The 25,395-nt window shown below is 35.8% G+C and carries 23 protein-coding genes, 1 riboswitch and 1 other annotated feature; of the genes, 15 read left to right on the plus strand and 8 right to left on the minus strand.

What is annotated here, in order from left to right; translation table 11 throughout:
- The first annotated feature begins 155 nt into the window (after positions 1-155).
- Positions 156-1,394, plus strand: a complete 1,239-nt coding sequence (locus AC22L0_RS16005; protein WP_087967330.1) for a DNA polymerase IV — start codon at positions 156-158, stop codon at positions 1,392-1,394.
- Between the two features lie 40 nt (positions 1,395-1,434).
- Here AC22L0_RS16005 and AC22L0_RS16010 read toward each other — a convergent pair whose 3' ends face one another.
- On the minus strand, positions 1,435-2,136 hold the full coding sequence (locus tag AC22L0_RS16010; protein WP_487272337.1) for an MgtC/SapB family protein: 702 nt from the start codon (positions 2,134-2,136) through the stop codon (positions 1,435-1,437).
- A 73-nt stretch (positions 2,137-2,209) separates the two neighbouring features.
- The gene (gene mgtA / locus AC22L0_RS16015; RefSeq protein ID WP_000482691.1) at positions 2,210-4,915 is read right to left on the minus strand and encodes a magnesium-translocating P-type ATPase; all 2,706 of its coding nucleotides are present in this window, start codon (positions 4,913-4,915) and stop codon (positions 2,210-2,212) included.
- A gap of 331 nt (positions 4,916-5,246) precedes the next feature.
- A riboswitch (M-box (ykoK) riboswitch) is annotated at positions 5,247-5,414 on the minus strand.
- Between the two features lie 166 nt (positions 5,415-5,580).
- On the opposite strand from mgtA, the gene AC22L0_RS16020 reads away from it, so the two are divergent.
- Positions 5,581-6,120: a hypothetical protein gene (locus AC22L0_RS16020; RefSeq protein ID WP_000529164.1), complete on the plus strand. Its 540-nt coding sequence runs from the start codon at positions 5,581-5,583 to the stop codon at positions 6,118-6,120.
- 34 nt (positions 6,121-6,154) lie between these two features.
- Here the strand turns inward: AC22L0_RS16020 and AC22L0_RS16025 are convergent, their stop codons facing one another.
- Complete coding sequence (locus AC22L0_RS16025; protein ID WP_000665709.1) at positions 6,155-6,406, minus strand: DUF3932 family protein; 252 nt, start codon at positions 6,404-6,406, stop codon at positions 6,155-6,157.
- 189 nt (positions 6,407-6,595) lie between these two features.
- Between AC22L0_RS16025 and rnz the strand changes: the two genes are divergently transcribed.
- From rnz to sdaAA, 3 genes are all read left to right on the plus strand, one after another.
- Positions 6,596-7,519 carry a ribonuclease Z gene (gene rnz, locus AC22L0_RS16030; protein ID WP_000397453.1) on the plus strand — a complete coding sequence of 308 codons (924 nt, stop codon included), beginning with the start codon at positions 6,596-6,598 and terminating at the stop codon, positions 7,517-7,519.
- Positions 7,520-8,400: 881 nt separating this feature from the next.
- On the plus strand, positions 8,401-9,060 hold the full coding sequence (gene sdaAB / locus AC22L0_RS16035; protein WP_000877445.1) for an L-serine ammonia-lyase, iron-sulfur-dependent subunit beta: 660 nt from the start codon (positions 8,401-8,403) through the stop codon (positions 9,058-9,060).
- A gap of 18 nt (positions 9,061-9,078) precedes the next feature.
- Positions 9,079-9,957, plus strand: a complete 879-nt coding sequence (gene sdaAA, locus AC22L0_RS16040; protein WP_000489461.1) for an L-serine ammonia-lyase, iron-sulfur-dependent, subunit alpha — start codon at positions 9,079-9,081, stop codon at positions 9,955-9,957.
- 46 nt (positions 9,958-10,003) lie between these two features.
- Here sdaAA and proI read toward each other — a convergent pair whose 3' ends face one another.
- Positions 10,004-10,843, minus strand: a complete 840-nt coding sequence (gene proI, locus AC22L0_RS16045) for a pyrroline-5-carboxylate reductase ProI (RefSeq protein WP_000027253.1) — start codon at positions 10,841-10,843, stop codon at positions 10,004-10,006.
- A 165-nt stretch (positions 10,844-11,008) separates the two neighbouring features.
- Between proI and AC22L0_RS16050 the strand changes: the two genes are divergently transcribed.
- Together AC22L0_RS16050 and AC22L0_RS16055 are read left to right on the plus strand one after the other, a co-directional pair.
- The gene (locus AC22L0_RS16050; RefSeq protein WP_000125118.1) at positions 11,009-11,962 is read left to right on the plus strand and encodes an MBL fold metallo-hydrolase; all 954 of its coding nucleotides are present in this window, start codon (positions 11,009-11,011) and stop codon (positions 11,960-11,962) included.
- A gap of 9 nt (positions 11,963-11,971) precedes the next feature.
- Positions 11,972-12,766 carry an SDR family NAD(P)-dependent oxidoreductase gene (locus tag AC22L0_RS16055; RefSeq protein WP_000147793.1) on the plus strand — a complete coding sequence of 265 codons (795 nt, stop codon included), beginning with the start codon at positions 11,972-11,974 and terminating at the stop codon, positions 12,764-12,766.
- Between the two features lie 29 nt (positions 12,767-12,795).
- Here AC22L0_RS16055 and AC22L0_RS16060 read toward each other — a convergent pair whose 3' ends face one another.
- Positions 12,796-12,984, minus strand: coding sequence for a YqzH family protein (locus AC22L0_RS16060; protein ID WP_001003222.1), 189 nt, complete (start codon positions 12,982-12,984; stop codon positions 12,796-12,798).
- A 224-nt stretch (positions 12,985-13,208) separates the two neighbouring features.
- Here AC22L0_RS16060 and argC point away from each other — a divergent pair, with 224 nt between their 5' ends.
- The 7 genes from argC to AC22L0_RS16095 all read left to right on the plus strand — a co-directional run bounded on the left by argC (position 13,209) and on the right by AC22L0_RS16095 (position 19,351).
- Positions 13,209-14,246 carry an N-acetyl-gamma-glutamyl-phosphate reductase gene (gene argC / locus AC22L0_RS16065; RefSeq protein ID WP_000861251.1) on the plus strand — a complete coding sequence of 346 codons (1,038 nt, stop codon included), beginning with the start codon at positions 13,209-13,211 and terminating at the stop codon, positions 14,244-14,246.
- Between the two features lie 10 nt (positions 14,247-14,256).
- A complete protein-coding gene (gene argJ / locus AC22L0_RS16070) occupies positions 14,257-15,480 on the plus strand; it encodes a bifunctional glutamate N-acetyltransferase/amino-acid acetyltransferase ArgJ (RefSeq protein WP_000598389.1) in 1,224 nt (407 codons plus the stop codon).
- 11 nt (positions 15,481-15,491) lie between these two features.
- Positions 15,492-16,259, plus strand: coding sequence for an acetylglutamate kinase (gene argB, locus AC22L0_RS16075; protein ID WP_000006080.1), 768 nt, complete (start codon positions 15,492-15,494; stop codon positions 16,257-16,259).
- The gene (gene argD, locus AC22L0_RS16080; protein WP_087967334.1) at positions 16,256-17,416 is read left to right on the plus strand and encodes an acetylornithine transaminase; all 1,161 of its coding nucleotides are present in this window, start codon (positions 16,256-16,258) and stop codon (positions 17,414-17,416) included. Before argB ends, argD begins: the two co-directional genes overlap by 4 nt.
- Before the next feature lie 12 nt (positions 17,417-17,428).
- Positions 17,429-18,379: an ornithine carbamoyltransferase gene (gene argF, locus AC22L0_RS16085; protein WP_087967336.1), complete on the plus strand. Its 951-nt coding sequence runs from the start codon at positions 17,429-17,431 to the stop codon at positions 18,377-18,379.
- Between the two features lie 138 nt (positions 18,380-18,517).
- Complete coding sequence (locus tag AC22L0_RS16090) at positions 18,518-19,078, plus strand: DUF2062 domain-containing protein (RefSeq protein ID WP_002005691.1); 561 nt, start codon at positions 18,518-18,520, stop codon at positions 19,076-19,078.
- Positions 19,079-19,135: 57 nt separating this feature from the next.
- Positions 19,136-19,351, plus strand: coding sequence for a hypothetical protein (locus AC22L0_RS16095; RefSeq protein ID WP_000291957.1), 216 nt, complete (start codon positions 19,136-19,138; stop codon positions 19,349-19,351).
- 24 nt (positions 19,352-19,375) lie between these two features.
- Here the strand turns inward: AC22L0_RS16095 and AC22L0_RS16100 are convergent, their stop codons facing one another.
- Together AC22L0_RS16100 and AC22L0_RS16105 are read right to left on the minus strand one after the other, a co-directional pair.
- Positions 19,376-19,822, minus strand: a complete 447-nt coding sequence (locus AC22L0_RS16100) for a MarR family winged helix-turn-helix transcriptional regulator (protein ID WP_000445819.1) — start codon at positions 19,820-19,822, stop codon at positions 19,376-19,378.
- Between the two features lie 72 nt (positions 19,823-19,894).
- Entirely contained in the window at positions 19,895-20,674 is a 780-nt protein-coding gene (locus tag AC22L0_RS16105) for a GDSL-type esterase/lipase family protein (protein WP_000755850.1), read from the minus strand.
- A gap of 365 nt (positions 20,675-21,039) precedes the next feature.
- Here AC22L0_RS16105 and cpdB point away from each other — a divergent pair, with 365 nt between their 5' ends.
- Positions 21,040-23,364, plus strand: coding sequence for a bifunctional 2',3'-cyclic-nucleotide 2'-phosphodiesterase/3'-nucleotidase (gene cpdB / locus AC22L0_RS16110; protein WP_087967338.1), 2,325 nt, complete (start codon positions 21,040-21,042; stop codon positions 23,362-23,364).
- Positions 23,365-23,412: 48 nt separating this feature from the next.
- On the opposite strand, the gene nhaC is transcribed toward cpdB, so the two are convergent.
- Positions 23,413-24,786: a Na+/H+ antiporter NhaC gene (nhaC, locus tag AC22L0_RS16115; protein WP_000253716.1), complete on the minus strand. Its 1,374-nt coding sequence runs from the start codon at positions 24,784-24,786 to the stop codon at positions 23,413-23,415.
- A gap of 278 nt (positions 24,787-25,064) precedes the next feature.
- Positions 25,065-25,285 (minus strand) — a binding site (T-box leader).
- Positions 25,286-25,395 lie beyond the last annotated feature (110 nt).

The following is a 25,395-nucleotide window of genomic DNA, read 5'->3' on the forward strand; positions in this document are numbered from 1 at the left end:
AGTTTCACTTTATTAGTTGATCTCATCATAATCAGACCCTTTCACATATATATCCTCTTTATATCGATTATAAAAAAGAACAAGTAATTATTATAACTATTGTGCAAAATTTGATATAATGAAAGAACGAACGTTCTGATTAGGGAGTGAGTACTATGCGAGAAATGTATCCGAAAAATGGTCGTGTTATTTTACATGTAGATATGAATTGCTTTTTCGCATCTGTTGAAATTGCTCATGATCCATCATTACAAGGAAAGCCATTAGCGGTTGCTGGAAATGAAAAAGAGAGAAAAGGAATTATTATAACATGTAGTTATGAGGCGAGAGAATACGGAATACGTACGACGATGCCCCTTTGGGAAGCGAAAAGGTTATGCCCGCAATTAGTTGTAAGGCGTCCTAATTTCACATTATATCGCGAAGCTTCATTTCAAATGTTTCAAGTCCTTTCCCGTTTTACAGAAAAGATACAACCAGTCTCAATAGATGAAGGATATTTAGATATTACAGATTGCTACGCACTTGGTTCGCCTCTTGAAATAGCAAAGATGATTCAACAAGCACTATTAACAGAGTTGCAGCTTCCGTGTAGTATCGGAATTGCTCCAAATCTTTTCCTAGCAAAAACAGCTTCTGATATGAAAAAACCTCTCGGTATTACCGTACTTCGAAAACGTGATATTCCAGAAATGATTTGGTCACTTCCAGTTGAAGCAATGCATGGGATTGGAGAAAAAACAGCTGAAAAATTAAATGAAATTCATATACATACAATTGAACAGTTAGCGAAGGGAGACGAGCATATCATTCGCGCTAAAATTGGGAAGCACGGTATTGATTTGCAAAAGCGTGCAAAAGGTACGGATGATAGGGAAGTGGATCCGAGTCAAATGGGCCAACATAAAAGTGTCGGTAACTCGATGACTTTTTCAAAGGATATGGATGAAGAGAAAGAATTGCTTGATATGTTAGAACGTTTATCAAAATCAGTGAGTAAAAGATTACAAAAGCGAACCCTTGTCAGCTATAATATTCAAATTATGATTAAATACCATGATAGGCGAACAGTAACACGGAGTAAGCAATTGAAAAATGCAATTTGGGAAGAACGCGATATTTTTCAAGCAGCATCCCGTTTATGGAAGCAACATTGGGATGGTGATTCCGTTCGTTTACTAGGTGTTACAGCTACTGAAATAGAGTGGAAGACAGAATCGGTGAAACAATTAGATTTGTTTTCATTTGAAGAGGATGCGAAAAAAGAGCCACTACTTGCTGTCATTGATCAAATTAATGATAAGTATGGAACACCGATTTTACAACGAGGTAGTCAACTACTACGTAAGCAAGAGAAGTCGTTTCAACAAAAGTTAGAAAATAAGTTTATGTAGAAGGTGTCATGAAGTAGTAAAATCATGACACCTTTCCTATTTAACTCGCTTCTAAATTTAAAGAAGTCTTCCATCCAGCTCCAGTAACGCCAGACTCTAATAGCATTCTACTTACTATTTTTTCAATTAAGATAGCCGCATTTGTCTTGCAATGTAATGTAGCCTGTATACAAACTTTTTGATTAGAATCTACATCTTCACTATACAATTCTTTTAAACGGAGCCCTTCTGTACTTACCATATGCATAAGTAAAAAACGAATATGTGCTGCATGTTCTTCTGAACAAGTAAGGGAAAGTAAGTAGTTCGTTTGTTCTGGTGATTCTTCTTTTGATTTTTTATTCATAAAAAGAGCAATTGGGCGAAGAAGTATATTTGCTAGTAACACGCCGGCTGCACCTAATATAGCTGCAACGAGGAAACCGGCGCCTGTAAGAGTACCGACAGCAGCTGCACACCATAAAGTAGCTGCCGTATTTAGCCCTCTAATACTAAAACCATCGCGGATAATAACGCCACCCCCTAAAAAGCCAATGCCACTAACGACTTGAGCAGCAATGCGGGATGGGCTAGCATCATGATCAAGCATGACGGATAATAAAACAAATATACAGGCACCAAGTGATACGAGAGCATTTGTCCGTAACCCAGCCATTCGGTGTCTCCATTGTCTTTCCATTCCAATGCAAGCTCCTACAATAATTGCGATAACTAATCTGAATACAATGTCGTACCATACCATCATGGTCACCTCCATATATAAATATGTGTTATGTTTTTTAGAATGAGCGGGGAATACCCACTCATTCTTATTTTTACAACCAGCTATGAAACTTTTTAATATAAAGCTTTTTTAGGAACTGTGTTAAAAAAGCGTAGCCTAATAGTATTCCTACTAACCAAGGGAAGTAGTTAAGTGGCAATGCTTGCAAACCAACGGCTGCACCAAGTGGTGAGAATGGAATATAAATCCCGATTGCCATAATAAGAGCGGTTAATAAAACGACTGGTGTTGATGCAGTGCTTTGAATAAATGGAATCTTTTGTGTTCTTATCATGTGAACAATTAAAGTTTGTGTTAACAATCCAACGACAAACCAACCGGACTGGAATAATGATTGCTCGCTCGGTGTATTTGCACCAAATACATTCCACATGACTACGTATGTGATAATATCAAATACGGAACTAATTGGGCCGATACAAATAATGAAGCTTCGTAAGTTTGCAGTATCCCATTTTCGTGGTTTTTCTAGAAACTCTTTATCCATTTTGTCCCATGGAATAGAAAGTTGTGAAATATCATAAAGTAAGTTTTGAATTAAAAGATGAATGGCAAGCATCGGTAAAAAAGGAATGAAAGCACTTGCTACTAACACGCTAAACACATTACCGAAGTTAGAGCTAGCTGTCATCTTAATATATTTTAAAATATTTCCGAATGTAGTACGTCCTTCTAAAATACCTGCTTCTAATATAGTTAAACTTTTTTCGAGTAGAATAATATCGGAAGCTTCTTTCGCAATATCAGTAGCAGTATTAACAGATATTCCGACATCAGCTTCACGTAATGCTACAGCATCGTTAATGCCGTCTCCCATGTAACCTACAGTGTGTCCATTTCCTTGTAATGCGTGTATAATACGAGATTTTTGCATTGGATTAAGCTTCGCAAATACAGTCGTTTCTTCAGCAAGTTTTGCTAATGCTTTATCTGGTAAAGAATCAATCTCGTAACCGAGGATTGGTTCGCCGATATCTAATCCAACTTCTTTACAAACCTTTCTTGTAACAATTTCGTTATCGCCAGTTAAAATTTTCACTTGTACACCATGTTTTTGTAATGCTTGAATTGCAGCTGCTGCAGATGGTTTCGGTGGATCTAAAAAGCCGATATATCCACTGAGAATCATATCAGTTTCGTCTTTTACTGCGTACTCTGTATCATTTATTCTTCTATCTTTTTTATAAGCCACAGCAATAACCCGCATACCTTCACTATTTAATGTCTCACTTAGTTTTTTGACATTTGAACGTATTTCCTCGGTGAGTGGAACGACTTTTTCATCCACTTCGGTGTAGTTACAAATTGATAAAATTTCTTCTACGGCACCTTTACAAACCATTGTATGTTCACCTGAAATATCCTTTACGATAACTGACATACGCCGGCGGGCGAAATCGAATGGAATTTCATCTAGCTTTTGAAAAGCTGATGGATTAAATTTATTGTTTTCCTCTGTATGCTTAATAACAGCTTTATCTATTAAATTTTTCAATCCAGTTTGATAGAAACTATTTAAATAGGCAAATTGCAAGACGCGATTGCATTCATTTCCCTTGGGATCTAAGTGACGAACAAGGACCACTTTATCTTCTGTTAAAGTTCCGGTTTTATCTGTACAAAGAATGTTCATAGCACCTAAGTTTTGAATAGAATTTAGCTGTTTTACAATTACTTTTTGTTTAGACATGTTAACGGCACCTTTAGCTAAATTAGCAGTTACAATCATTGGTAACATTTCAGGTGTAAGGCCAACAGCAACGGCAATAGCGAAGAAGAAAGCTTCTTGCCAATCTCCTTTTGTGAATCCATTAATGAGAAGGACGATAGGTGCCATAATAAGCATGAATGTAATTAAGAGCCAGCTTACTTTGTTTACACCTTTATCAAAGCTTGTTTCTACACGCTTTCCAATTACCTTATTTGCTAAAGAGCCGAAATACGTATCGGTACTTGTTGAGATGACAACAGCTTTTGCGCTACCACTTACAATATTTGTTCCCATGAAACAAAGGTTTTCCATATCGAGTGGATTGTAATTTTTTTTCATGTTTTTCGGTAAGATATGCTTATTTTCTGTATGGTAGCAGTGTTCGTATTTTTCTACAGGAAGTGCTTCCCCTGTCAAAGAAGATTGATTAACAAATAAATCTTTAGCGGATACAACACGCACATCAGCTGGAACGATATCACCAGCTGAAAGGGAAATAATATCGCCAGGTACAAGTTCCTCAATTGGAATTTCTGTTGTGTAATTTCGGTTTAAATTCTTTACATTTTTTGTTTCATGTACAAATCCATTTATTCTAAATACGCTCGCAGTTGTTCGAACCATAGCTTTTAACTTATCGGCAGCTTTTTGAGAACGAAATTCTTGGGAAAACCGAATCGTTGCACTAAGTAGGACCATTACAGATACGACAATCGTTCCTTGCATATCATCTGTGAAAAAGGAGAGTGCTCCAAGAGCTAATAAAACGAAAATAAATGGATTTTTAAATGCCAATAGAAATTGAATGTACCACGGCGCCATTTTATTATGAGCTATTTCATTCGGACCATATAAAGAAAGTCTACGAGACGCTTCTTGTTTAGATAATCCATCTTGTGTTGTTTCTAAAAGTTTTAACGCAGAGCTTACATCTTGTGTTGCAACCTCCACTAATAATTCGTTATTTGTTTTCATGCTATCTTGCTCATAAGCATGCTTTGTTTCTTGTCTTTGTAAATTAAACATCGGTAGTTCCTCCTCTGTCATGAAGGAGGAAACAATCTGTTACCTAACTATTTGAAATGGTGAGGAACAGTTTCTTTCCTACCTACATGATGAAATATGAATGTAAAACGTATGGGTATCTGGGCCGAATCATCAATTGCCAACTGTTCCTCACCTCCGTACAATTTAGTAGTTTCTGAATATGCTATGTTTGTTTCATAGTAAGGTGCATATAGACGTAAAAAGACCTTTACTCAAAACGAGTAAAGGTCTGAATTCGCAGTTAAAAGAGTCCACAACAAAGACTGTTAGTAGACATAAATAAAAACAGTTTTTGTGTATGACAAAATACATGCACCTCTCCCTCGTTGAGTTTTAGCACTGTATAGCATAGGTACTGAAACCAGCTACGTTAAAAAAGGCCTTCATTCCGACCTTTCCTGTTGACCCATTGGCGTCTCTCGACATTTTTGGGCAGCAGCGTTTCTCTATACAGGAGCCTCACCTAACAGAGACCATATTCAATTACATGTTGAATGTTAGCACTGTAAAATCGTAGTGTCAATATCTTTTTTATCTGTGTTTTTAAAATATTAAACAGATTTATAATAGATATGTGGGATGAAATGCATGATATTGATTATGAATAATATGGAAAAAATATTTTTATAAAAGGGGAATTTGTAATGGGACCACAAAATTTTATTATAAATATTGAGAATCAAAAATGGTTGTTTAATGAGCATGAAGATTTATGTTCTCATGGAGAAATATATTTAAATGTGGCTGGAACGATTATTACGCAGACAGGTATGGATGAGGAATGGGGAATAAGTGAATCAGCTTTAGCTTTGTTACGAACTTTAGATAAAGAATATATTTGTGATATTGAAAATGAAGCGGGGCTTATTTTGCACGGATGTGGCACTATGCTCATGTTAGGATGCCCAATTTCAATTCATTGGACTATAAACCATATAGGTGAAAACGTGATTTTAAAGGACTTTGTCAAAGTTATTTCTACTAATCAAAAGGCTATCTACTATGAAGGACTTCATATAGAATTGAATGAAAATGAATATAGAAAACAAATTGCTTCTTTTGCACTACAAGCAAAAGAATTATTTAATAAATCAAGTGAAAAGATAATTTCAAATGAGTTTGAGCGAAGTATGTATACCGACTTTTGGACGGAATATGATCATTTGTTAAATAAGTATAAATAAAAAAGCACTGTAACCAGTGCTTTTTTATTATAGATTACGAGATTGTAGGGTTTTCAAAAATAACAATCTCTGAACTGTTTGTAGTTGAAACACGTTGGGCGTAATATGTTAAAGCTGAAGAAATATATGCTGGTAACGTATCATTTGTATGTGATGTTGTATATTCATGGATTAATTCCTTTAAAGTTGTCCATTCTAATTGTGCTGGGTGATCAGACACGAAAGAACTTACCCAGCGATCAAATGAAGATGAAAAATCAGTTTGTAAACGAAATACTTCTTTCATAATAAAACGCTCCCTTAAAATGTAGTATAATCATTTTACCATAAAACACGAACGATGGCTAAATTTTTTAAGTATAACGTTCGTGTTATATAGTTGTCTAGATGATTGGTTATGTAAATTCAATTTGCCATTTGAAATAACATTCCGTAAGATGAGAGATAGAGTATATTTAGAGCTGGAGGAAAGAAAGTGGAATTTGTATTTTTAGGAACTGGTGCAGGTGTTCCTTCAAAAGGAAGGAACGTTTCAGCAATTGCTTTACAATTGTTAGAAGAACGAGGACAAACTTGGTTATTTGATTGTGGCGAGGCCACGCAACATCAAATATTACATACATCTGTACGTCCGCGCCGCATTGAAAAAATATTTATTACGCATTTACATGGCGATCATATTTTTGGATTGCCTGGTTTATTAGGTAGCCGTTCATTTCAAGGAGGAACTACGCCTTTAACGGTGTATGGACCGAAAGGAATTAAACAATTTATTGAAGTGGCATTATCGGTAAGTACGACACATGTGAAATATCCACTTGAAGTTGTGGAGATAACAGAAGAAGGTACCGTATTTGAAGATAATGAATTTTATGTAGAAACGAAAAGATTGTCACACGGTATAGAATGTTTTGGGTATCGTATTGTAGAGAAAGATATACAAGGTGCTCTTTTAGTTGATAAGTTGCTTGAGATGGGTGTGAAACCAGGTCCAATCTTTAAACGTTTAAAAGATGGTGAAGCAGTTGAATTAGAGGATGGCACGATATTAAATGGAAATGAGTTTATCGGCCCACCTCAAAAAGGAAGAATTATTACTATCTTAGGTGATACGCGATATTGCGAAGCGAGTAGGGAGCTTGCGCAAGATGCAGATGTACTTGTCCATGAAGCGACTTTCGCAGCAGAAGATGAGCAACAAGCGTATGATTATTTTCATTCTACATCTAAGCAAGCTGCGAGCATTGCACTTCAGGCAAATGCGAAGCGACTAATATTAACTCACATTAGTTCTCGCTATCAAGGAGATACATATAAGGAATTATTGAAAGAGGCTAGAGAGTTGTTTTCTAATACAGAAATAGCGACGGATTTGAAATCATTCCCAGTAGAAAAATGATAATTTTATAAAAAATGGTAACGGCGGGTTACCATTTTTTTATGTCTAAAAAAATTTAAAAATAAAACTGTTATTATTTTATACTTATACTTGGATGATACAGAAAATTAGGATGGTTTGAATATAAAGGATAAAAATACGAAATAATGATTATTTAGAAAAACTGTTATATAAGTCAGATGACATACAAGTGATACAAATAGCAGAAATGGACTTTTATTCAGAACTTTTAAAATTCAACAAAAGTAAGCGTTTTATAAAAAACAAGCTATAATGAGGGCAGATTATAATTTATGATAAGTCACATGTATTTTAGTCATTATCGTAACAAGTGAAGTTGACTAAATCATGAGAGAGTAACACGAGAATTATAATAGGAAAGATATTACTATTATTTGTCATAAGTCTTTTTCACTTTTTAGCTAAACGATATGATTAGCGAGTGTATCTATTGCAAGTTCCTTAGTTGAAGCTTTTTATTAATAAGGTGGTGGAGATTTAATTGGTATACCACTCTTTAAAAGAGTTCAGAACATCAGCAGGTAGTCTAGGTGGAATAGCGGGTGCAAATTTAGTTGCATTAGCAATGGTTATATCACTTGTTTATGCTATGCTTGCAATGGCTTCTGTGTTAAACTTTGGATTGCTACCAGACTTTATTGTGGATTATCTTGTATCATTTTTAAATGAAAATAATGCTAAGATTCTTATGTATTATGATAACTGGTATTATTTCAGGTTATATTGGATTACTTTTATTCAAAAACTATCCAATTCGTATAGCAGAACAAATTCGTGGTACAACTGGAAAAGCGACAGATGTAGCAGCTTAATAGAATAGTAGAATAAATTTTTTTCATAGAGGTTTAGGGGGAGTTATGATGAAGTATCGCTCAGTATTTGATATTATCGGTCCAGTTATGATTGGACCATCAAGTTCACATACAGCAGGCGCGGCAAGAATGGGGCAAGTTGCTCGCCAGCTGTTTCGTCATGAACCAGAAAGAGTAAGCATTTCGTTATATGGATCATTTGCAAAGACGTATCGAGGGCATGGTACGGATGTAGCACTAATCGGTGGAATATTAGGATTTGAAACAGATGACTTACGTATTCCAGAGGCGCTAGAAATAGCAAAAGAGCGCGAAATTGAAGTGGAATTCATTGAAGAAGATGCCAATGCACCTCATCCAAATACAGCGAGAATTCGTTTGTATAAAGGTGAAGATGAAATTGAAGTTGTTGCTTGCTCAATTGGTGGCGGTAAAATTGAAGTTGTAGAATTAAACGGATTCGATCTTCAATTATCAGGCACGAGCCCAGCACTACTTATTGTAAATAACGATCGCTTTGGTGCTATTGCAGCGGTAGCTTCAATCCTTGCGAAACATGAGATTAACATTAGTACGATGAGTGTATCTCGTAAAGAAAAAGGAAGAAGAGCGCTTATGGTCATCGAAACAGATGAATTATTAGCAGATGAAGTAATTGAAGAAATAAAAGCGCAACAAAATATTTGTCAAGTAACTATTATGGAATAATTGCAGGGGGGACACACCATGTTTCGGAACGCAGCGGAACTAGTGGCGCAAGCTAAAGAACAAAATGTAAAAATCGCAGAAATTATGATTCAATGTGAAATGGAAACAAGAAGTATTTCACGTGAAGAAGTAATTGCTGGTATGGAAAAGAACTTAGTAGTGATGGAGCAAGCAGTAGAACGTGGTATTCGCGGCGTGAAATCACCAACTGGTTTAACTGGTGGAGATGCTGTAAAAGTTCAAGCGTATATGAAGAGTGGAAAAGGCTTATCTGGAGATACGATTTTGGATGCAGTAAGCAAAGCTGTTGCAACAAATGAAGTAAACGCAGCGATGGGAATTATTTGTGCAACACCAACAGCAGGGTCTGCTGGAACAGTGCCAGGTGTACTATTTGCACTAAGAGAAAAATTGCAGCCTACACGTGAAGAAATGATTGAATTCTTATTTACAGCAGGAGCTTTCGGTATGGTTGTTGCGAATAACGCTTGTATTTCTGGTGCGGCAGGAGGATGCCAAGCTGAAGTTGGTTCAGCAAGTGGAATGGCGGCTGCAGCTGCAGTTGAGATGGCTGGTGGAACACAAGATCAAGCAGCTACAGCGATGGCAATTTCATTAAAGAACATGCTTGGTTTAGTGTGTGATCCTGTTGCAGGACTTGTAGAAGTACCTTGTGTAAAACGTAATGCAGCAGGAGCTGCAAATGCGATGATCTCAGCAGATTTAGCATTAGCTGGTGTAACGAGTACAATTCCATGTGATGAAGTAATTGAGGCAATGTTTAGAATCGGACAAACGATGCCAGTAGCACTTCGTGAAACAGCAGAAGGTGGACTTGCAGCAACGCCGACTGGTCGTCGCCTGCAAGAAGAGATTTTTGGGAAGAACAATAACTAAGTGTAATTATAGAAAAAGGAGCTCAAATAAACTTGAGCTCCTTTTTCTATTTTTCTTTTGTTAGTTGTTCTAATGTTTTTCCAAGATTATGTGATCGTTTCGTTGCCTGTGTAATACAAGAAACAAGTGCTTGTTGAAATTTATGTTCTTGTAATACTTCAATACCTGCCTCAGTAGTTCCACCAGGAGAAGTAATTTCCTTTCGCAAAATAGAAGGGTGTTTGTCACTTGCTTTTAACATTTCAGCAGCACCAATCATCGTTTGAAGAATAAGTGATTTTGCAACATCTTCTTTTAAACCAATTTTTGTTGCAGCTTCTTCCATAGCTTCCACTACGTAATAAATATAAGCAGGTCCACTTCCGGATAATGCAGTGACAGCATGCATATCTTCTTCCTCTACAACAGAGACGAGACCAATCGTTTCAAATAAAGATGTTGCAGTGTGAATATGTTCCGCTGTTGCATGTTTTGAAGGGGAGATAGCGGTAGCTGATTTTAAAATGGCTGCGGATGTATTTGGCATTGCACGAATAATTGGAACGTCTTTTTGAAGTAGTTTTCTAATTGAGTGAGTAGAAACACCTGCTAGTAATGAAATAATAAGCACGTTATTATTTATGTATTCTTTAAAAGGGGTAAGCGCCTCTGCAACATCCTTTGGTTTCATTGCTAGAAAAAGAATATTTGCATCAGTAAGTAATTCTTTTTTATTATGAGTACCTTTGACACCGTATTTTTTATGTAGCTCTTGTAATCTTGTCTCGTTAGAACGATTACTTACAGTAATTTGTTCACCTTTAACGACATTTGCATGTAACAAGCCACCAATAATAGCTTCGGCAATAGAGCCTGCACCGAGAAAGGAAATGTTTTGAATAGACATGATGTTCCTCCTTTAATTTTGGTTAGAAATTCTTATAAATGTACATACATTCGTTTTTTTATAGGAAACACCTCTTTTTATCTGAAAATAATGACAAATATATATAGAAGTTGTAAACTGAAGAAGTATTCATTTTTGAACCGGAAAGAGACAGGGGGGCTAAGCATGACGGCGATTCACCGAATGGAGATTCCTGTACCATTTGCAGTGGAAACTGTGAATGTGTTTTTAGTTGAGGGGGAGACATTAACATTAATTGATACAGGGACGAATACAGAAGAGGCAAGGAATGCGTTAGAAAGTCAATTAGGTGCATTAGGACATACGATAGAAGATATTGAAACAGTAGTCATTACGCATCATCATGCAGATCATTGTGGACTTTTAAATATATTTTCTGAGAAGACGAATATTATTGGACATCCTTGGAATGAGCCTTGGATCACACAAAATCCAGAATTTTTAAAGCGGTATCATGAATTTTTTAGAGAGACGGCCTTACAGTTTGGTGTGCCAGCAGCATTTTTGAAAGACGAGTCGTTATTGACGACGAGGACACTTAAATATTCTTGTAATAGATCGTTAACGCATACTGTGAGAGAAGGAGATCGTATTGATTCTTTGCCTGGATTTATAGTACTTGAAACACCAGGTCATGCTTCTACTCATATTTCTTTATATAGAGAATCTGATGGAATATTAATTGGTGGAGATGCTCTCATCAGTCATATTTCTTCGAATCCAATACTAGAACCACCATATGAAGGGCAAACAGAACGGGCACGCCCATTACTACAATATAATCAAACATTACAGCGTTTAAGCGAAATGAATATTTCACGCATTTTATCAGGGCATGGGGAAGATGTTCTAAATGTGAAACAACTTATTGAAACGAGATTACAAAAGCAAGAAACACGTGCTTTTAAAGTGCTTGAGTTATTAAAGGAAAAACCAATGACAGCATTTGAAGTATGTGTAAAACTATTTCCGGTATTATATAAAGAACAATTACCACTTACTATTTCAGAAACGGTTGGACAATTGGACTATTTAGCATATAATCAACAAGTGATGATTGATGAATCATCGCAACAATTGATTTATTATGCAAAGTAGGTGACAGCAATGACAGGACGTTTACAAAATAAAGTAATCGTCATTACAGGTGCTTCTAGTGGGATTGGTGAGCAAGTTGCAATGCAAGTTGCAGCACAGGGAGCGACTCCCGTATTAATGGCTCGAACAGAAGAGAAACTACAAGCGTTAGTAGACAAAATTAAAGAAACTTATAATACGCCTTGCTATTATTATGTATTAGATGTAAGTGAAGAGATGGAAGTACAGTCTGTTTTTTCAAAGGTATTACAAGAAGTGGGACGTATTGATATATTAGTAAACAATGCGGGATTTGGTATTTTTAAAACGTTTGAAGATGCGTCAATGGATGAAGTGAAAGATATGTTCCAAGTAAATGTATTTGGATTAGTAGCATGTACGAAAGTGGTACTACCTTATATGGTAAACAAGAACGAAGGACATATTATTAATATTGCTTCCCTTGCCGGAAAAATTGCAACTCCGAAATCAAGTGCGTATGCAGCAACGAAACATGCTGTATTAGGATTTACGAATAGTTTACGCATGGAATTAGCGAATACAGATATTTATGTTACAGCAATTAATCCAGGTCCGATAGATACAAACTTTTTTGAAATAGCGGATCAATCTGGTACCTATGTAAAGAATATGGGACGTTACATGTTAAAACCAACATACGTAGCAGAACAAATCGTAAAGTCGATGCACACGAAAAAACGTGAAGTAAACTTACCGAAGTGGATGGGAATTGGCCCGAAACTTTATGCTTTATTTCCAGGTTTATTTGAACGTGTAGCAGGTAAATCATTAAGTAAAAAATAGGAGATTTCCACATGGAAATCTCCTATTTTTTATTGTTTTCCAGTCACATAATCATAAACAATATCCTCAATCTCCTCGTATAAATCAATTTCAATATTTGAATGAGTTACCGTTTGAATATGTTTCACTAGCATTTCCTGATCTTCTTTTGATATTGGACTGCATTGATATTGCTGAAAACTTTTTATAATCATTTTCTCAATTAATTTTTCGTTCATATTTTTTCCCGCCTGTATGTACGTATGTATTGTTTTATTGTACTTGAAGTGAAATAAAAAAACTACCATGCACTATTTTTGTATAAAAATTCGGTTGTGTGTAATATTTTTCTAGTAAAATTAAGTTTTTTTACTTTTAAAAATTTATAAATATTTAATTGACTCTATAAATATACAATATTATAATCATACTTAATTTAAAGAATCGATTTGAGGAGGAACTTATGAAAGTCGCAATTATTGGAGCCACTGGATATGGGGGCATTGAGTTAATTCGTTTATTAGAACAACATCCATATTTTTCTATAGCATCTCTTCATTCTTTTTCACAAGTTGGTGAGTGTATAACAAATGTATATCCGCATCTTCGAAATGTCCTCGTTCATACGTTACAAGAAATTGATGTGGAGACAATAGGGAAAGAAGCAGAAATCGTATTTCTAGCAACACCAGCAGGAGTATCGGCGGAGTTAACTCCCAAGTTATTAGCAGAAGGTTTAAAAGTAATTGACCTATCTGGAGACTTTCGTATGATAGATCCTTCGTCATATGAACTGTGGTATAAAAGGCCAGCAGCGAAAGAAGAAATTCTTAGAAAAGCAGTGTATGGGTTAAGTGAATGGAAAAGGACTGAGATTCAAAAGGCAAATTTAATTGCAAACCCAGGATGTTTTGCTACAGCCACATTGCTAGCGATAGCACCGTTAGTACGTAGTAGCAGGATTGAAGAAGATTCGATTATTATTGACGCGAAATCAGGGGTATCAGGAGCAGGTAAAACACCAACAACAATGACTCATTTTCCTGAGCTATACGATAACTTACACATCTATAAAGTAAACCAGCATCAGCACGTTCCAGAGATTGAGCAAATGCTTACAGAATGGAATAGTGAATTACAGCCAATTACATTTAGCACACATTTAATACCGATATCACGAGGAATCATGATTACACTTTATGCAAAAGTAAAACAAAAGATGGAAATAAAGCAACTTCAAAAATTGTATGAAGAAACGTATGAACAATCGCCTTTCATCCGAATTTGTACGCAAGGGAAATTTCCAAGTCCAAAAGAAGTGAGAGGCTCAAATTATTGTGATATTGGCATAGCTTACGATGAAAGAACAGAAAGAGTTACGGTCGTTTCTGTTATAGACAATATGATGAAAGGCGCGGCTGGGCAAGCGATTCAAAATGCAAACATAATAGCGGGACTAGAAGAGACAACAGGTTTACAACATATGCCGCTTTATCTATAAGGGGGACATGATGATTAAAGTAGCGTCTATTACAAAATTAGAAAATGGTTCAATTGTAACGCCGAAAGGCTTTTCGGCAATTGGTACTGCAAATGGTCTGAAAAAGGAGAAAAAGGATTTAGGGGCAATCGTTTGTGACGTACCAGCATCATGTGCCGCTGTGTATACAACGAATCAAATACAAGCAGCCCCTTTGCAAGTAACGAAGGATAGTATAACGGCAGAAGGGAAGTTACAAGCAATTATCGTTAATAGTGGAAATGCAAATGCTTGTACTGGAATGAAAGGATTACAAGACGCATACGAGATGCGCACATTAGGGGCGGAACATTTTGGATTGAAAGAAAATTACGTTGCAGTAGCTTCAACAGGTGTAATTGGTGTTCCGCTGCCGATGGATATAATCCGAAAGGGAGTTGCAACTCTTATACCGACGAAGGAAGAAAGTGAAGCATATTCTTTTTCTGAAGCAATTTTAACGACGGATCTCATAACGAAAGAAACTTGCTATGAAATGATTATTGATGGGAAGAAAGTGACGATTGCGGGTGTTGCAAAAGGTTCAGGGATGATTCATCCGAATATGGCAACGATGCTTAGTTTTATTACGACAGATGCTCATATAGAGCATGACGTATTGCAAACGGCATTATCCCAAATTACGAATCATACATTTAATCAAATTACGGTAGATGGAGATACTTCTACGAATGATATGGTCATCGTTATGGCAAGTGGATTATCAGAAACAAGGCCGATAAATATGGAACATACAGATTGGGAAACTTTCGTATGTGCTTTACAGAAGGTATGTGAAGATTTAGCAAAAAAAATTGCGCAAGATGGTGAAGGCGCTACGAAGTTAATAGAAGTAAATGTGCTAGGAGCTCAAACGAATGAAGAGGCAAAAAAAATTGCAAAGCAAATAGTCGGTTCGAGTCTTGTGAAAACAGCAATACATGGTGAAGACCCAAACTGGGGACGAATTATTAGCAGTATTGGACAAAGTGAAGTAGCTATTAGTCCGAATACAATTGACATTACTCTTCAATCTATATTGGTATTAAAAAATAGTGAGCCTCAAACATTTTCTGAAGAAGAAATGAAAGAGAGATTACAAGAAGATGAAATAGTCATTAATGTGTACTTACACTTAGGAGAAGAGACAGGATCAGCTTGGGGCTGTGACTTAAGCTATGAATATGTGAAAATAAACGCTTGTTATCGTACATAAGGAGAGAGAAGATGAGCGAATATATTGTAGTGAAATGCGGCGGTAGTATGTTGAATCAATTAAAAGCTGTGTTTTTTGAATGTATAAAGAAATTGCAACAGAAGTATAAAGTAGTGATTGTTCATGGTGGTGGGCCAGAAATTGATGCCAAATTAAAAGATTGTAACATCAACGTAGAAAAAAGAGATGGATTACGCGTAACACCAAAAGAAGTTATGGATGTTGTTCAAATGGTGCTATGCGGAAGTACGAATAAAAAACTCGTAATGAATTTACAAAAGCATAATTTACTTGCGGTAGGTTGTTCAGGATGTGACGGCAATTTACTTCAAGTTCAACCTGTCAGTGAAGAGATAGGATATGTGGGGGAAGTAAGTTATGTAGAAACAGCCTTATTAAAAGGATTAATGAATATGGAGTATATTCCTGTTATTGCTCCAATCGGGGTAAATGGTAATGAAGTTTATAACATAAATGCGGACAATGCTGCAGCTGGGATTGCGGCTGCGTTAGGGGCAAAAGAGCTTATTTTTATTACGGATGTAGATGGAATATTACATGAAGGGAATTTGGTAAAGGAAACGGATGAATCTGAAATTGCTACTTTTATAGAAACAGGTGTTATTACAGGTGGGATGATTCCGAAAGTACAGGCGGCACTAGCATCATTAAAAATGGGAGTGCAAAAGATAAGTATTGTGAATGGTACAAAAGATTTTACTGAGGTTACGGGAGAGTGTATTGGAACGACGGTAACGAAAGGTGTGAGTATTGCATGACGAGTCATCTTTTTCAAACGTATGGCAGAAGAACTATTGAGTTTGTAAAGGGAACTGGAACGAAAGTTATTGATAATAACGGTAAGGAATATTTAGATTTCACATCAGGAATTGGCGTATGTAATTTAGGACATTGTCACCCTACTGTTCTCAAAGGTGTACAAGAGCAACTTTATGATATATGGCATATATCTAACCTGTTTACAAACAGCTTGCAAGAAGAAGTTGCGTCATTATTAACAGAAAATAGAGAATTAGATTATGTGTTTTTCTGTAATAGTGGGGCAGAGGCAAATGAAGCGGCTTTAAAGTTAGCACGTAAGCATACTGGAAAATCTCTCGTCGTAACATGCCAGCAGTCTTTTCACGGTAGAACATTTGGAACGATGAGTGCAACGGGCCAAGATAAGGTAAAAGAAGGATTTGGTCCATTACTTCCATCTTTTTTACATATCCCTTTTAACGATATTAAAGCATTAGAGGAAGTAATGAATGAAGAAGTTGCGGCGGTAATGGTAGAAGTTGTTCAAGGAGAGGGAGGAGTAATACCTGCTGATCTATCTTTTTTGAAAGAGATTGAAACATTATGTAATAAGTTCGGTTCCTTATTTATTATAGACGAAGTACAAACGGGGATAGGAAGAACTGGAACACTATTCGCTTATGAACAAGTGGGAATAGAGCCTGATATCGTTACTGTTGCAAAGGCGCTTGGGAATGGGATTCCTGTAGGAGCGATGATTGGCCGGAAAGAGCTCGGAGCGTCGTTTACTGCAGGATCACACGGTTCAACTTTTGGCGGGAATTACATCGCGATGGCTGCAGCGAAAGAAGTATTGCAAGTAAGTGAAAAACCATCGTTTTTAAAAGAAGTACAAGAAAAAGGCGAGTACGTATTAGAGAAGTTGCAAGAGGAATTACAGCATGTCGAATGTATTCAAAATATACGTGGTAAGGGGCTTATGATTGGGATTGAGTGTAAGCATGAAGTTGCAAGTTTTATAGAACAACTAGAAAACGAAGGACTTCTCGTATTACAAGCAGGTCCTAATGTGATAAGACTATTACCGCCACTCATTGTCACGAATGAAGAGTTAGAACAGGCAGTATATATAATAAAAAAAGTAGTTTGTACAAAAAACGTATCAATCATATAAGGGGGAAGTTTCATGTCAACTGTACAAGTACCGAAATTAAATACGAAAGATCTTTTAACACTAGAAGAATTAACGAAAGAAGAAATTATTTCTTTAATTGAGTTCGCTATATATTTAAAAAAGAATAAGCAAGAGCCTTTATTACAAGGCAAAATATTAGGGCTTATTTTTGATAAGCATTCAACTCGTACTCGTGTATCTTTTGAAGCAGGAATGGTACAGCTCGGGGGACATGGTATGTTTTTAAGTGGGAAAGAGATGCAAATGGGAAGAGGAGAAAGCGTTTCAGATACTGCGAAAGTATTATCGCAGTATATTGACGGGATCATGATACGTACATTCTCACACGCGGATGTAGAAGAGCTTGCAAAAGAATCGAGTATTCCTGTTATTAACGGTTTAACGGATGATCATCATCCTTGTCAAGCATTGGCAGACCTTATGACGATATACGAAGAAACAAATACATTTAAAGGAATAAAATTGGCTTACGTAGGTGACGGAAATAATGTATGTCATTCATTGTTGCTAGCGAGTGCAAAAGTCGGAATGCATATGACTGTGGCAACGCCTGTAGGGTATGAACCGAATGAAGAGATTGTAAAAAAAGCGTTAGCAATTGCCAAGGAAACAGGAGCTGAAATTGAAGTTTTGCATGATCCTGAATTAGCGGTGAATGAAGCAGATTTCATTTATACTGACGTTTGGATGAGCATGGGGCAAGAGGGCGAAGAAGAGAAGTATACTTTATTTCAACCTTACCAAATCAATAACGAACTTGTTAAGCGTGCGAAGCAAACATATCGTTTCTTACACTGTTTACCTGCCCATCGTGAAGAAGAAGTAACAGGAGAAATTATAGATGGACCGCAGTCTATCGTCTTTGAGCAAGCTGGTAATCGATTGCATGCTCAAAAAGCGTTATTAGTGAGTTTATTTAAAAATGTAGAAGAGCCTTCCTAAAAGGGAGGTTTTTTTATATTAAAATGTCGGATGTATATTTGGTTAACCATTTCGATATCATTTATAATAAAAGAGAAAACTAAATTTGTTTTTCAGAGTGTGTAAGGACATACTACATATAAAAATATAGTTAAAGAGATGATGAGGGTGAAAACAACTAAGAAAACATATTCGTTTTTCCAGCGGATGTGGAGAATATTAAAGTTTCAATATTATAAGTTGCTTCGATCGCCAGAAGGCGCAAAGAAAGTATCGTTAGGGTTTGCTATAGGATTCGGCTTAGAAATGTTAGTCATTTATACGGCATCGCTCGTATATGTAATATTTTATCCAATCGTCAGGTTAGCAAAGGGATCTTTTCCTGCGGCAGTTATTGGCAATATTATTGGGAAAATATCGTTTCTCCCAGTATTTTTATTTCCGCTTGCGTATGCGCTAGGAAAAATGATTTATCCATTTCATGTACAGAAAATTCATCATGAACCATTTACGATATCGGACTTGTTTTCAAGTCACATTTTTACGATATTAAAGAGCTTATTACAAAGTGAAGTGTATGTATTAATTGGAATGACGATTTTAGGAGTTGTGTTTGGTCTCATTTCATATTTCGTTGTGCATTATTTATACGAAAAGAACCGTAAGTTACGTTTGAAGAAAAGGAAGAAACGAGTGAGAGAACCACTTGTACAATTATAAACAATGTCACATTCATTTTCTCCTTTGAATATGTTTAAGAAAAAGGAGGAGAGGATAATGTATTATTATTACGTGCCTCAAGTATATCCATATGTAAATTATTATCCGGTTTATGATACGAGTAGACAATACGAATTATATCGGCAACAACAATTACAGCAATTATCACAAATACCACAATTACCAACACAACAGCCTACACAGGAAAAAAAACCATATTTAACAACATGGCCATATTCCAATGTATACTATGGTAATTATTACGAATCATAAAGCTGCTTCTATTTAGAAGCAGCTTTATACGTTTGTTTTCAAAATTAAATTTTGAATGGTTTGAAGAGAATGAATGAGCTTTTCGCGCTCTTCCTCAGATAATGTTTGGAAATTTTCTTTTAGTTTGTCTAAAATGAATTGCTGATACTGATTTACTAATAATTTCCCTTCAGCTGTTAGAGAAATTAAAATGACCCGTCGATCTTTTTCGCTATAATGACGCTCTATTAGTTCTTCTTGAATAAGTTTGTTTAATAGAGGTGTCATGTTAGGCCGTGAAATCGCTAGCCGCTTGCCGATTTCGGAAACTGCTAATGTGCCGTTTTCATGCAAAAGCAGTAATACTTGTGTATGTGATGGCGGCATATGTCTTTGAGAAGAAAATTCTCCAGGAAGCATAAATTTGCGATAAAAAAGAGGCACTAGCGAAAGAAGATGATCAACAATACGTTCCCACTCGCGTGATTCCATATAAAGGCCCCCTTCCACTATCATTGTAACAAAAAAGACATGTTATAAAAATAGAATTGTTTCATGGTCGCTTTAATATTTGTAGGATAACACTTGCTTTGTAAATGTGTTGGCAATAATTGCATAGCCGTTATCATTTGGGTGTACTTGGTCAAATAATAACTCTTTTTTATCATTCGATATTAATTTGCGAATTGGTAAAACGATAGATGGTTGATTTGCTTTGGAAATGGAATAAACAGATTCATTCCAGCCATCTAAAAACATATCTGCATAACTTGCGATGGAGTCATCGAGTTGTAACGGGTTATAGAGTTCTGAGAGAATGAGTAAAGCGTCCGGATTTTGATCTCGAACTGTCTTTACAATACTTTTTATATCCGCTTCAAAATGGGCTTTTTCTTTATTTAACATTTTTATACCATCTATAACACCAACATCACGATTTAAACGAAATAAATTATTTCCTCCAATATTAATTGTAATTATATTTGCTGCTCTAATTTTTTCCTTTACATCTTCTGATTGAACTTTTTTAGCGAGACGATCTGTTGTAAGACCGTTTACCCCAAGGTTTTCTACTGTAATTGGTTTATGAATTTGTGCTTCTATTTGCTTAGAAGCTAATTCAGCAAATCCACCTTGTGTCGATCCATATCCTTTAGCGAGTGAATCACCTAATACAAGATGATAAAAAGATTCGTTTGTTTGCTTATCAATCCAATTTGGGGCAGATGTTTTTTCTGTTTTTTCTTCAGATTCATTTTGTTTTGTCTCGTCGTTCTTTTCAAAATAAGAATAAGAAATGATCAGAAGGAGGAGACAAACAATTGTTAAGATGACTTTTTTCATAAATTCATCCTCCTTGTAATTGGTAATTGTATCATATTCAGCAGTATTAGCAATGTAAGGGCATATTATATGTTTATGAAAAGTTTATAATAACTTTACAGAAAATTTGTTGAAGTTTGTCAAAAAATATTGACGATAGGAAAGAACTTTATATATGATAATGTCAGATAAGGTGAAACTTTAATGAGTGGGAGCTTTATTTCCTATTAATTAATAGTCTTCATCAATCGGGCGTTTAAGGGGACTACTCGTTAGCGCAGGGTGAAATGAAAATTGTGTCTCTAATGGAAGAAAAAAGGTATGTGGTTAGAGACAGATAGGGATTCATTTCATTATTTCTGGTAATTGTATAAGGGGGATTTTTTGTGAAAAAGTCAAAAAAAATGCTAGCTGGAGCAACTCTTGCGATTGGTGTTATAGCACCGCAAGTAATGCCAACAACAGCTCATGCAGATGAGAACACTGGGGAGAGTACAGTTAACTTACGAATTCTAGAAACATCAGATATTCACGTTAACTTAATGAATTACGATTATTATCAAACGAAAACAGATAATAAAGTAGGTCTCGTGCAAACTGCAACACTCGTTAATAAAGCACGTGAAGAAGCGAAAAACTCTGTCCTATTTGATGATGGAGATGCATTACAAGGGACACCGCTTGGAGATTATGTAGCAAATAAAATAAAAGATCCGAAGAATCCTGTGGATCCTAGTTATACACATCCATTATATCGTGTAATGAATTTAATGAAGTATGACGTCATCTCTCTTGGGAATCATGAATTTAACTACGGCTTAGACTATTTAAACAAAGTAATTAGTAAAACGGAATTCCCGGTTATTAACTCGAATGTTTATAAAGATGATCATGATAATAATGAAGCGAACGATGAAAATTATTTTAAACCATATCATATTTTAGAGAAAGAAGTAGTGGATGAAGCAGGCCAAAAACAAATAGTAAAAATTGGTGTAATAGGATTTGTCCCACCTCAAGTTATGAACTGGGATAAGGCAAATTTAGAAGGAAAAGTAAAAGCGAAAGATATTGTCAAAACAGCGAATAAATTAGTACCGAAACTGAAAAATGAGGAACATGCAGATATTGTCGTTGCACTAGCGCATTCAGGTGTTGATAAGAGTGGATACAACGAAGGAATGGAAAATGCATCATATCATTTAGCAACACAAGTTCCTGGCGTAGATGCAGTATTAATGGGACATTCACATACTGAAGTGAAGGATGTATTTAATGGTGTTCCAGTTGTAATGCCTGGTGTTTTTGGTAGTAACTTAGGTATTATTGATATGCAATTGAAAAAGGTAAACGGAAAATGGGAAGTACAAAAAGATCAATCTAAGCCACAACTTCGCCCGATTGCTAATAGTAAAGGTACCCCATTAGTAGAATCTGATCAAAAATTAGTTAATGAAATTAAAGATGAGCATCAAGCGACAATCGACTATGTAAATACACCTGTAGGTGAAACGAAAGCACCAATTAATAGTTATTTTTCATTAGTACAAGATGATCCTTCCGTACAAATTGTGACAAATGCGCAAAAATGGTATGTAGAACAAGAACTTAAAAAAACAGAGTACGAAAAGATTAAAGATATTCCGGTTTTATCTGCAGGCGCACCATTTAAAGCAGGTGGCCGAAACGGTGCTACATATTATACGGATATTCCAGCTGGAACGTTAGCAATTAAAAACGTTGCAGATTTATACGTGTATCCAAATACGTTATATGCTGTAAAAGTAAATGGGGCACAAGTGAAAGAATGGCTTGAAATGTCTGCAGGTCAGTTTAATACAATTGATCCAAAGAAAACAGAAGAACAGCCATTAGTAAATATAGGCTATCCTACATATAACTTCGATATTTTAGATGGCTTAAAATACGAAATTGATGTAACACAACCGGCGAAATACGATAAAGATGGAAAAGTTGTAAATGCAAATACGAATCGTATTGTAAATATGACATATGAAGGTAAGCCAGTAGCTGATGATCAAGAGTTCATCGTCGCTACAAATAACTATCGTGGAAGTAGTCAAACGTTCCCAGGTGTAAGTAAAGGGGAGGTTGTATACCAATCACAAGATGAAACACGTCAAATCATTGTGAAGTATATGCAAAAAATAAAAAATATTGATCCAGCAGCTGATCAAAATTGGACGTTTAAACCGATTGTTGCAGATAAATTACATACAACATTTGATTCTTCACCAAATGCACAAAAGTATATAAAGAAAGATGGGAACATATCATATGTTGGACCATCTGAAAATGAATTTGCTAAATATGCAATTGATATAACGAAGAAAAATGATGATAAAGAAACTGGTGAAGGAAATCCAACGACACCGCCAACAGGTGGGGGAGAAAATCCAACAACACCGCCAACAGGTAATGGAGAAAACCCAACACCACCAACAGAAGAAGGTAATAATGGTAATGAACCAAAACAAGATGGAAACAATACTGGATCTGGACAAACTACAACAGATGATCAAAATACAAAAGAAACAACAACAACTGTAAGTGAAAATAAAGAAGCTGAAAAAGATGAACGTGATTTACCGAAAACAGGTGCAAGTATTGCTTCTACAATTGGAGCGGGTCTTGCGTTTGTTGGAGCGGGATTACTTATGTTATTTAGAAGAAAGAAAGCGAATAGATAGTCGAGAAATATAAAAAGGATTACCGATTTGGTAATCCTTTTTATTATATTATGAAACTGGTACTGCTTTTTCTTTTTTCCATGAAAGGCCGAATCCAGTAAAGCCGACGATAATGGTTACGACTGGACATGCTAAACAGAAGATTGCGTATGGCAGGTAATCGAATGTTGGAACGCTAAGAACGTTTGTTAAGAATACGCCACTTACACCCCATGGTACGAGTGGATTAATTACTGTACCAGCATCTTCTAATACTCGTGATAAATTACGACGTTCTAAACCGACTTCATCGTATTTATTAGCAAATGCTTGTCCTGTTAAAACGATGGATAAGTACTGCTCACCGAGTAAGAAGTTTACACCAATTGCAGTTGAAGCAGTAGAAATAATTAAGCGTGTACTAGTTTTTACGAAGCTAGAGATAATATTCATCAGCTGCGCTATAATACCCATTCCTTGTAATAATCCTCCCATACAAAGAGCTAGGAAAATAAGAGCAATTGACATCATCATACTTTGCAGGCCACCGCGAGATAATAAGCTATCAATATCTTTGATACCAGTTTTAGAAACGTAACCGTCTTGCATAATTTTTATTAAATCAGCTAAAGAAGTGCTAGGTTTAAAAATAAAGAGAATAATAATCCCTACCACAATTCCTGCAAGTAATGTTGGAACTGCGGGTACCTTTTTAAATGCGAATAGGAACAGTAATAAAATAGGAATCAGTGTAACGATAGAAATCGTTGCATTTTTTTCTAATGTGTTAATAAATGCTGAGAAATCAACGTTTCCACCAGATCCGCTTCCTAAAATGAAAAATGCGATAAAAGCAATAATGAAAGCTGGCACTGTTGTCCAAAGCATGTTACGAATATGTTCAAATAAATCTACACCCGTTACAGCAGGCGCTAAGTTTGTTGTATCAGATAAAGGAGACATTTTATCTCCGAAGAATGCCCCAGAAATAATTGCCCCAGCAATAAGAGCTGGATCGTATCCAAGGGCAGTACCCATTCCCATAAAGGCAAGTCCTACAGTTGCAGCAGTTGTAAATGCACTACCGATACTCGTTCCAACAATTGCACAAACAACAAAAACAGTTGGAACGAAAATTTTTGGAGATACAAGTTGGAAGCCGTATACCATTAAAGTTGGAATAGTTCCAGCTGCGATCCAAATGCTAATTAATACGCCTACAAGTAAGAAAATAAATATAGATGGAATACCAGCTGAAATACTACTTATCATTCCTTTTTCCATAGTAGACCAATCAATTTTTTTCATAAATCCAAACGCTAATAAAAGAACGATGCCAAATAAAATCGGGATGTGTGGTGAAACTTCTAATTTGATAACACTAAAGCCAATGCAGAAAAAGATAAAAATTGTTAAAAGAACAGACTCAATTTTTGAAACCATTGTTTTCCCCTCCTAAGTAATATGAAATAGCTCTTTTTTATATAAAATTCGCCAATATTGTATATTTCCTTCTAAAATTTAGAATTTTGTGACAAATTACCGGTAATTGTTTGTTCTTCTATATGATACGGAAATGATTGGATAAAAAAACGTCCCTGCATATAATTATGCAGGGACGAAGAAATCGCGGTACCACCCTAGCTTGTGAAATGAATGTATCACAAAATAAAGGGTCATATGATATGCGCTTATAAAATAAAAAACGCCCCTGCAATATATGCAGGGACGAAAAATTCGCGGTACCACCCTAAATTGTGAAACAGTGTCGTTTCACCACTCTTTAGACATAACGGTCTATAACCGTCTTTTACTACTCCTCACGTTTCGTAAAAGAAGCTCCAGGGGGTAATTCATAATTCGCTCTGTACTGGTTCGCACCGACCACCAGCTCTCTGAAATCAGAAATCGAAATACTACTAAATCCTATCAACGCCGATTCATATGATGTTAGTTAAATTTTTATCATATTTTCATCTTACATGTCAATAAAAATATTAAATGTTTTTTTAGGGAAATAAAGGATAATTGTTTTTAATGCTGTAAAAATGT

Source organism: Bacillus sp. LQ01 (assembly GCF_057624735.1).

Excerpts from the sequence above, each read along its gene's own strand:
- AC22L0_RS16010 (WP_487272337.1), bottom strand. The coding sequence starts at position 2,136 with ATGGTATGGTACGACATTGTATTCAGATTAGTTATCGCAATTATTGTA.
- argC (WP_000861251.1), top strand. The coding sequence starts at position 13,209 with ATGAAAGTCGCAATTATTGGAGCCACTGGATATGGGGGCATTGAGTTA.
- sdaAA (WP_000489461.1), top strand. The coding sequence starts at position 9,079 with ATGTTTCGGAACGCAGCGGAACTAGTGGCGCAAGCTAAAGAACAAAAT.
- AC22L0_RS16055 (WP_000147793.1), top strand. The coding sequence starts at position 11,972 with ATGACAGGACGTTTACAAAATAAAGTAATCGTCATTACAGGTGCTTCT.
- mgtA (WP_000482691.1), bottom strand. The coding sequence starts at position 4,915 with ATGTTTAATTTACAAAGACAAGAAACAAAGCATGCTTATGAGCAAGAT.
- AC22L0_RS16100 (WP_000445819.1), bottom strand. The coding sequence starts at position 19,822 with ATGGAATCACGCGAGTGGGAACGTATTGTTGATCATCTTCTTTCGCTA.
- argJ (WP_000598389.1), top strand. The coding sequence starts at position 14,257 with ATGATTAAAGTAGCGTCTATTACAAAATTAGAAAATGGTTCAATTGTA.
- AC22L0_RS16020 (WP_000529164.1), top strand. The coding sequence starts at position 5,581 with ATGGGACCACAAAATTTTATTATAAATATTGAGAATCAAAAATGGTTG.
- nhaC (WP_000253716.1), bottom strand. The coding sequence starts at position 24,786 with ATGGTTTCAAAAATTGAGTCTGTTCTTTTAACAATTTTTATCTTTTTC.
- AC22L0_RS16095 (WP_000291957.1), top strand. The coding sequence starts at position 19,136 with ATGTATTATTATTACGTGCCTCAAGTATATCCATATGTAAATTATTAT.
- argB (WP_000006080.1), top strand. The coding sequence starts at position 15,492 with ATGAGCGAATATATTGTAGTGAAATGCGGCGGTAGTATGTTGAATCAA.
- AC22L0_RS16060 (WP_001003222.1), bottom strand. The coding sequence starts at position 12,984 with ATGAACGAAAAATTAATTGAGAAAATGATTATAAAAAGTTTTCAGCAA.
- argF (WP_087967336.1), top strand. The coding sequence starts at position 17,429 with ATGTCAACTGTACAAGTACCGAAATTAAATACGAAAGATCTTTTAACA.
- AC22L0_RS16005 (WP_087967330.1), top strand. The coding sequence starts at position 156 with ATGCGAGAAATGTATCCGAAAAATGGTCGTGTTATTTTACATGTAGAT.
- AC22L0_RS16025 (WP_000665709.1), bottom strand. The coding sequence starts at position 6,406 with ATGAAAGAAGTATTTCGTTTACAAACTGATTTTTCATCTTCATTTGAT.
- sdaAB (WP_000877445.1), top strand. The coding sequence starts at position 8,401 with ATGAAGTATCGCTCAGTATTTGATATTATCGGTCCAGTTATGATTGGA.
- proI (WP_000027253.1), bottom strand. The coding sequence starts at position 10,843 with ATGTCTATTCAAAACATTTCCTTTCTCGGTGCAGGCTCTATTGCCGAA.
- argD (WP_087967334.1), top strand. The coding sequence starts at position 16,256 with ATGACGAGTCATCTTTTTCAAACGTATGGCAGAAGAACTATTGAGTTT.
- AC22L0_RS16105 (WP_000755850.1), bottom strand. The coding sequence starts at position 20,674 with ATGAAAAAAGTCATCTTAACAATTGTTTGTCTCCTCCTTCTGATCATT.
- AC22L0_RS16090 (WP_002005691.1), top strand. The coding sequence starts at position 18,518 with ATGATGAGGGTGAAAACAACTAAGAAAACATATTCGTTTTTCCAGCGG.
- AC22L0_RS16050 (WP_000125118.1), top strand. The coding sequence starts at position 11,009 with ATGACGGCGATTCACCGAATGGAGATTCCTGTACCATTTGCAGTGGAA.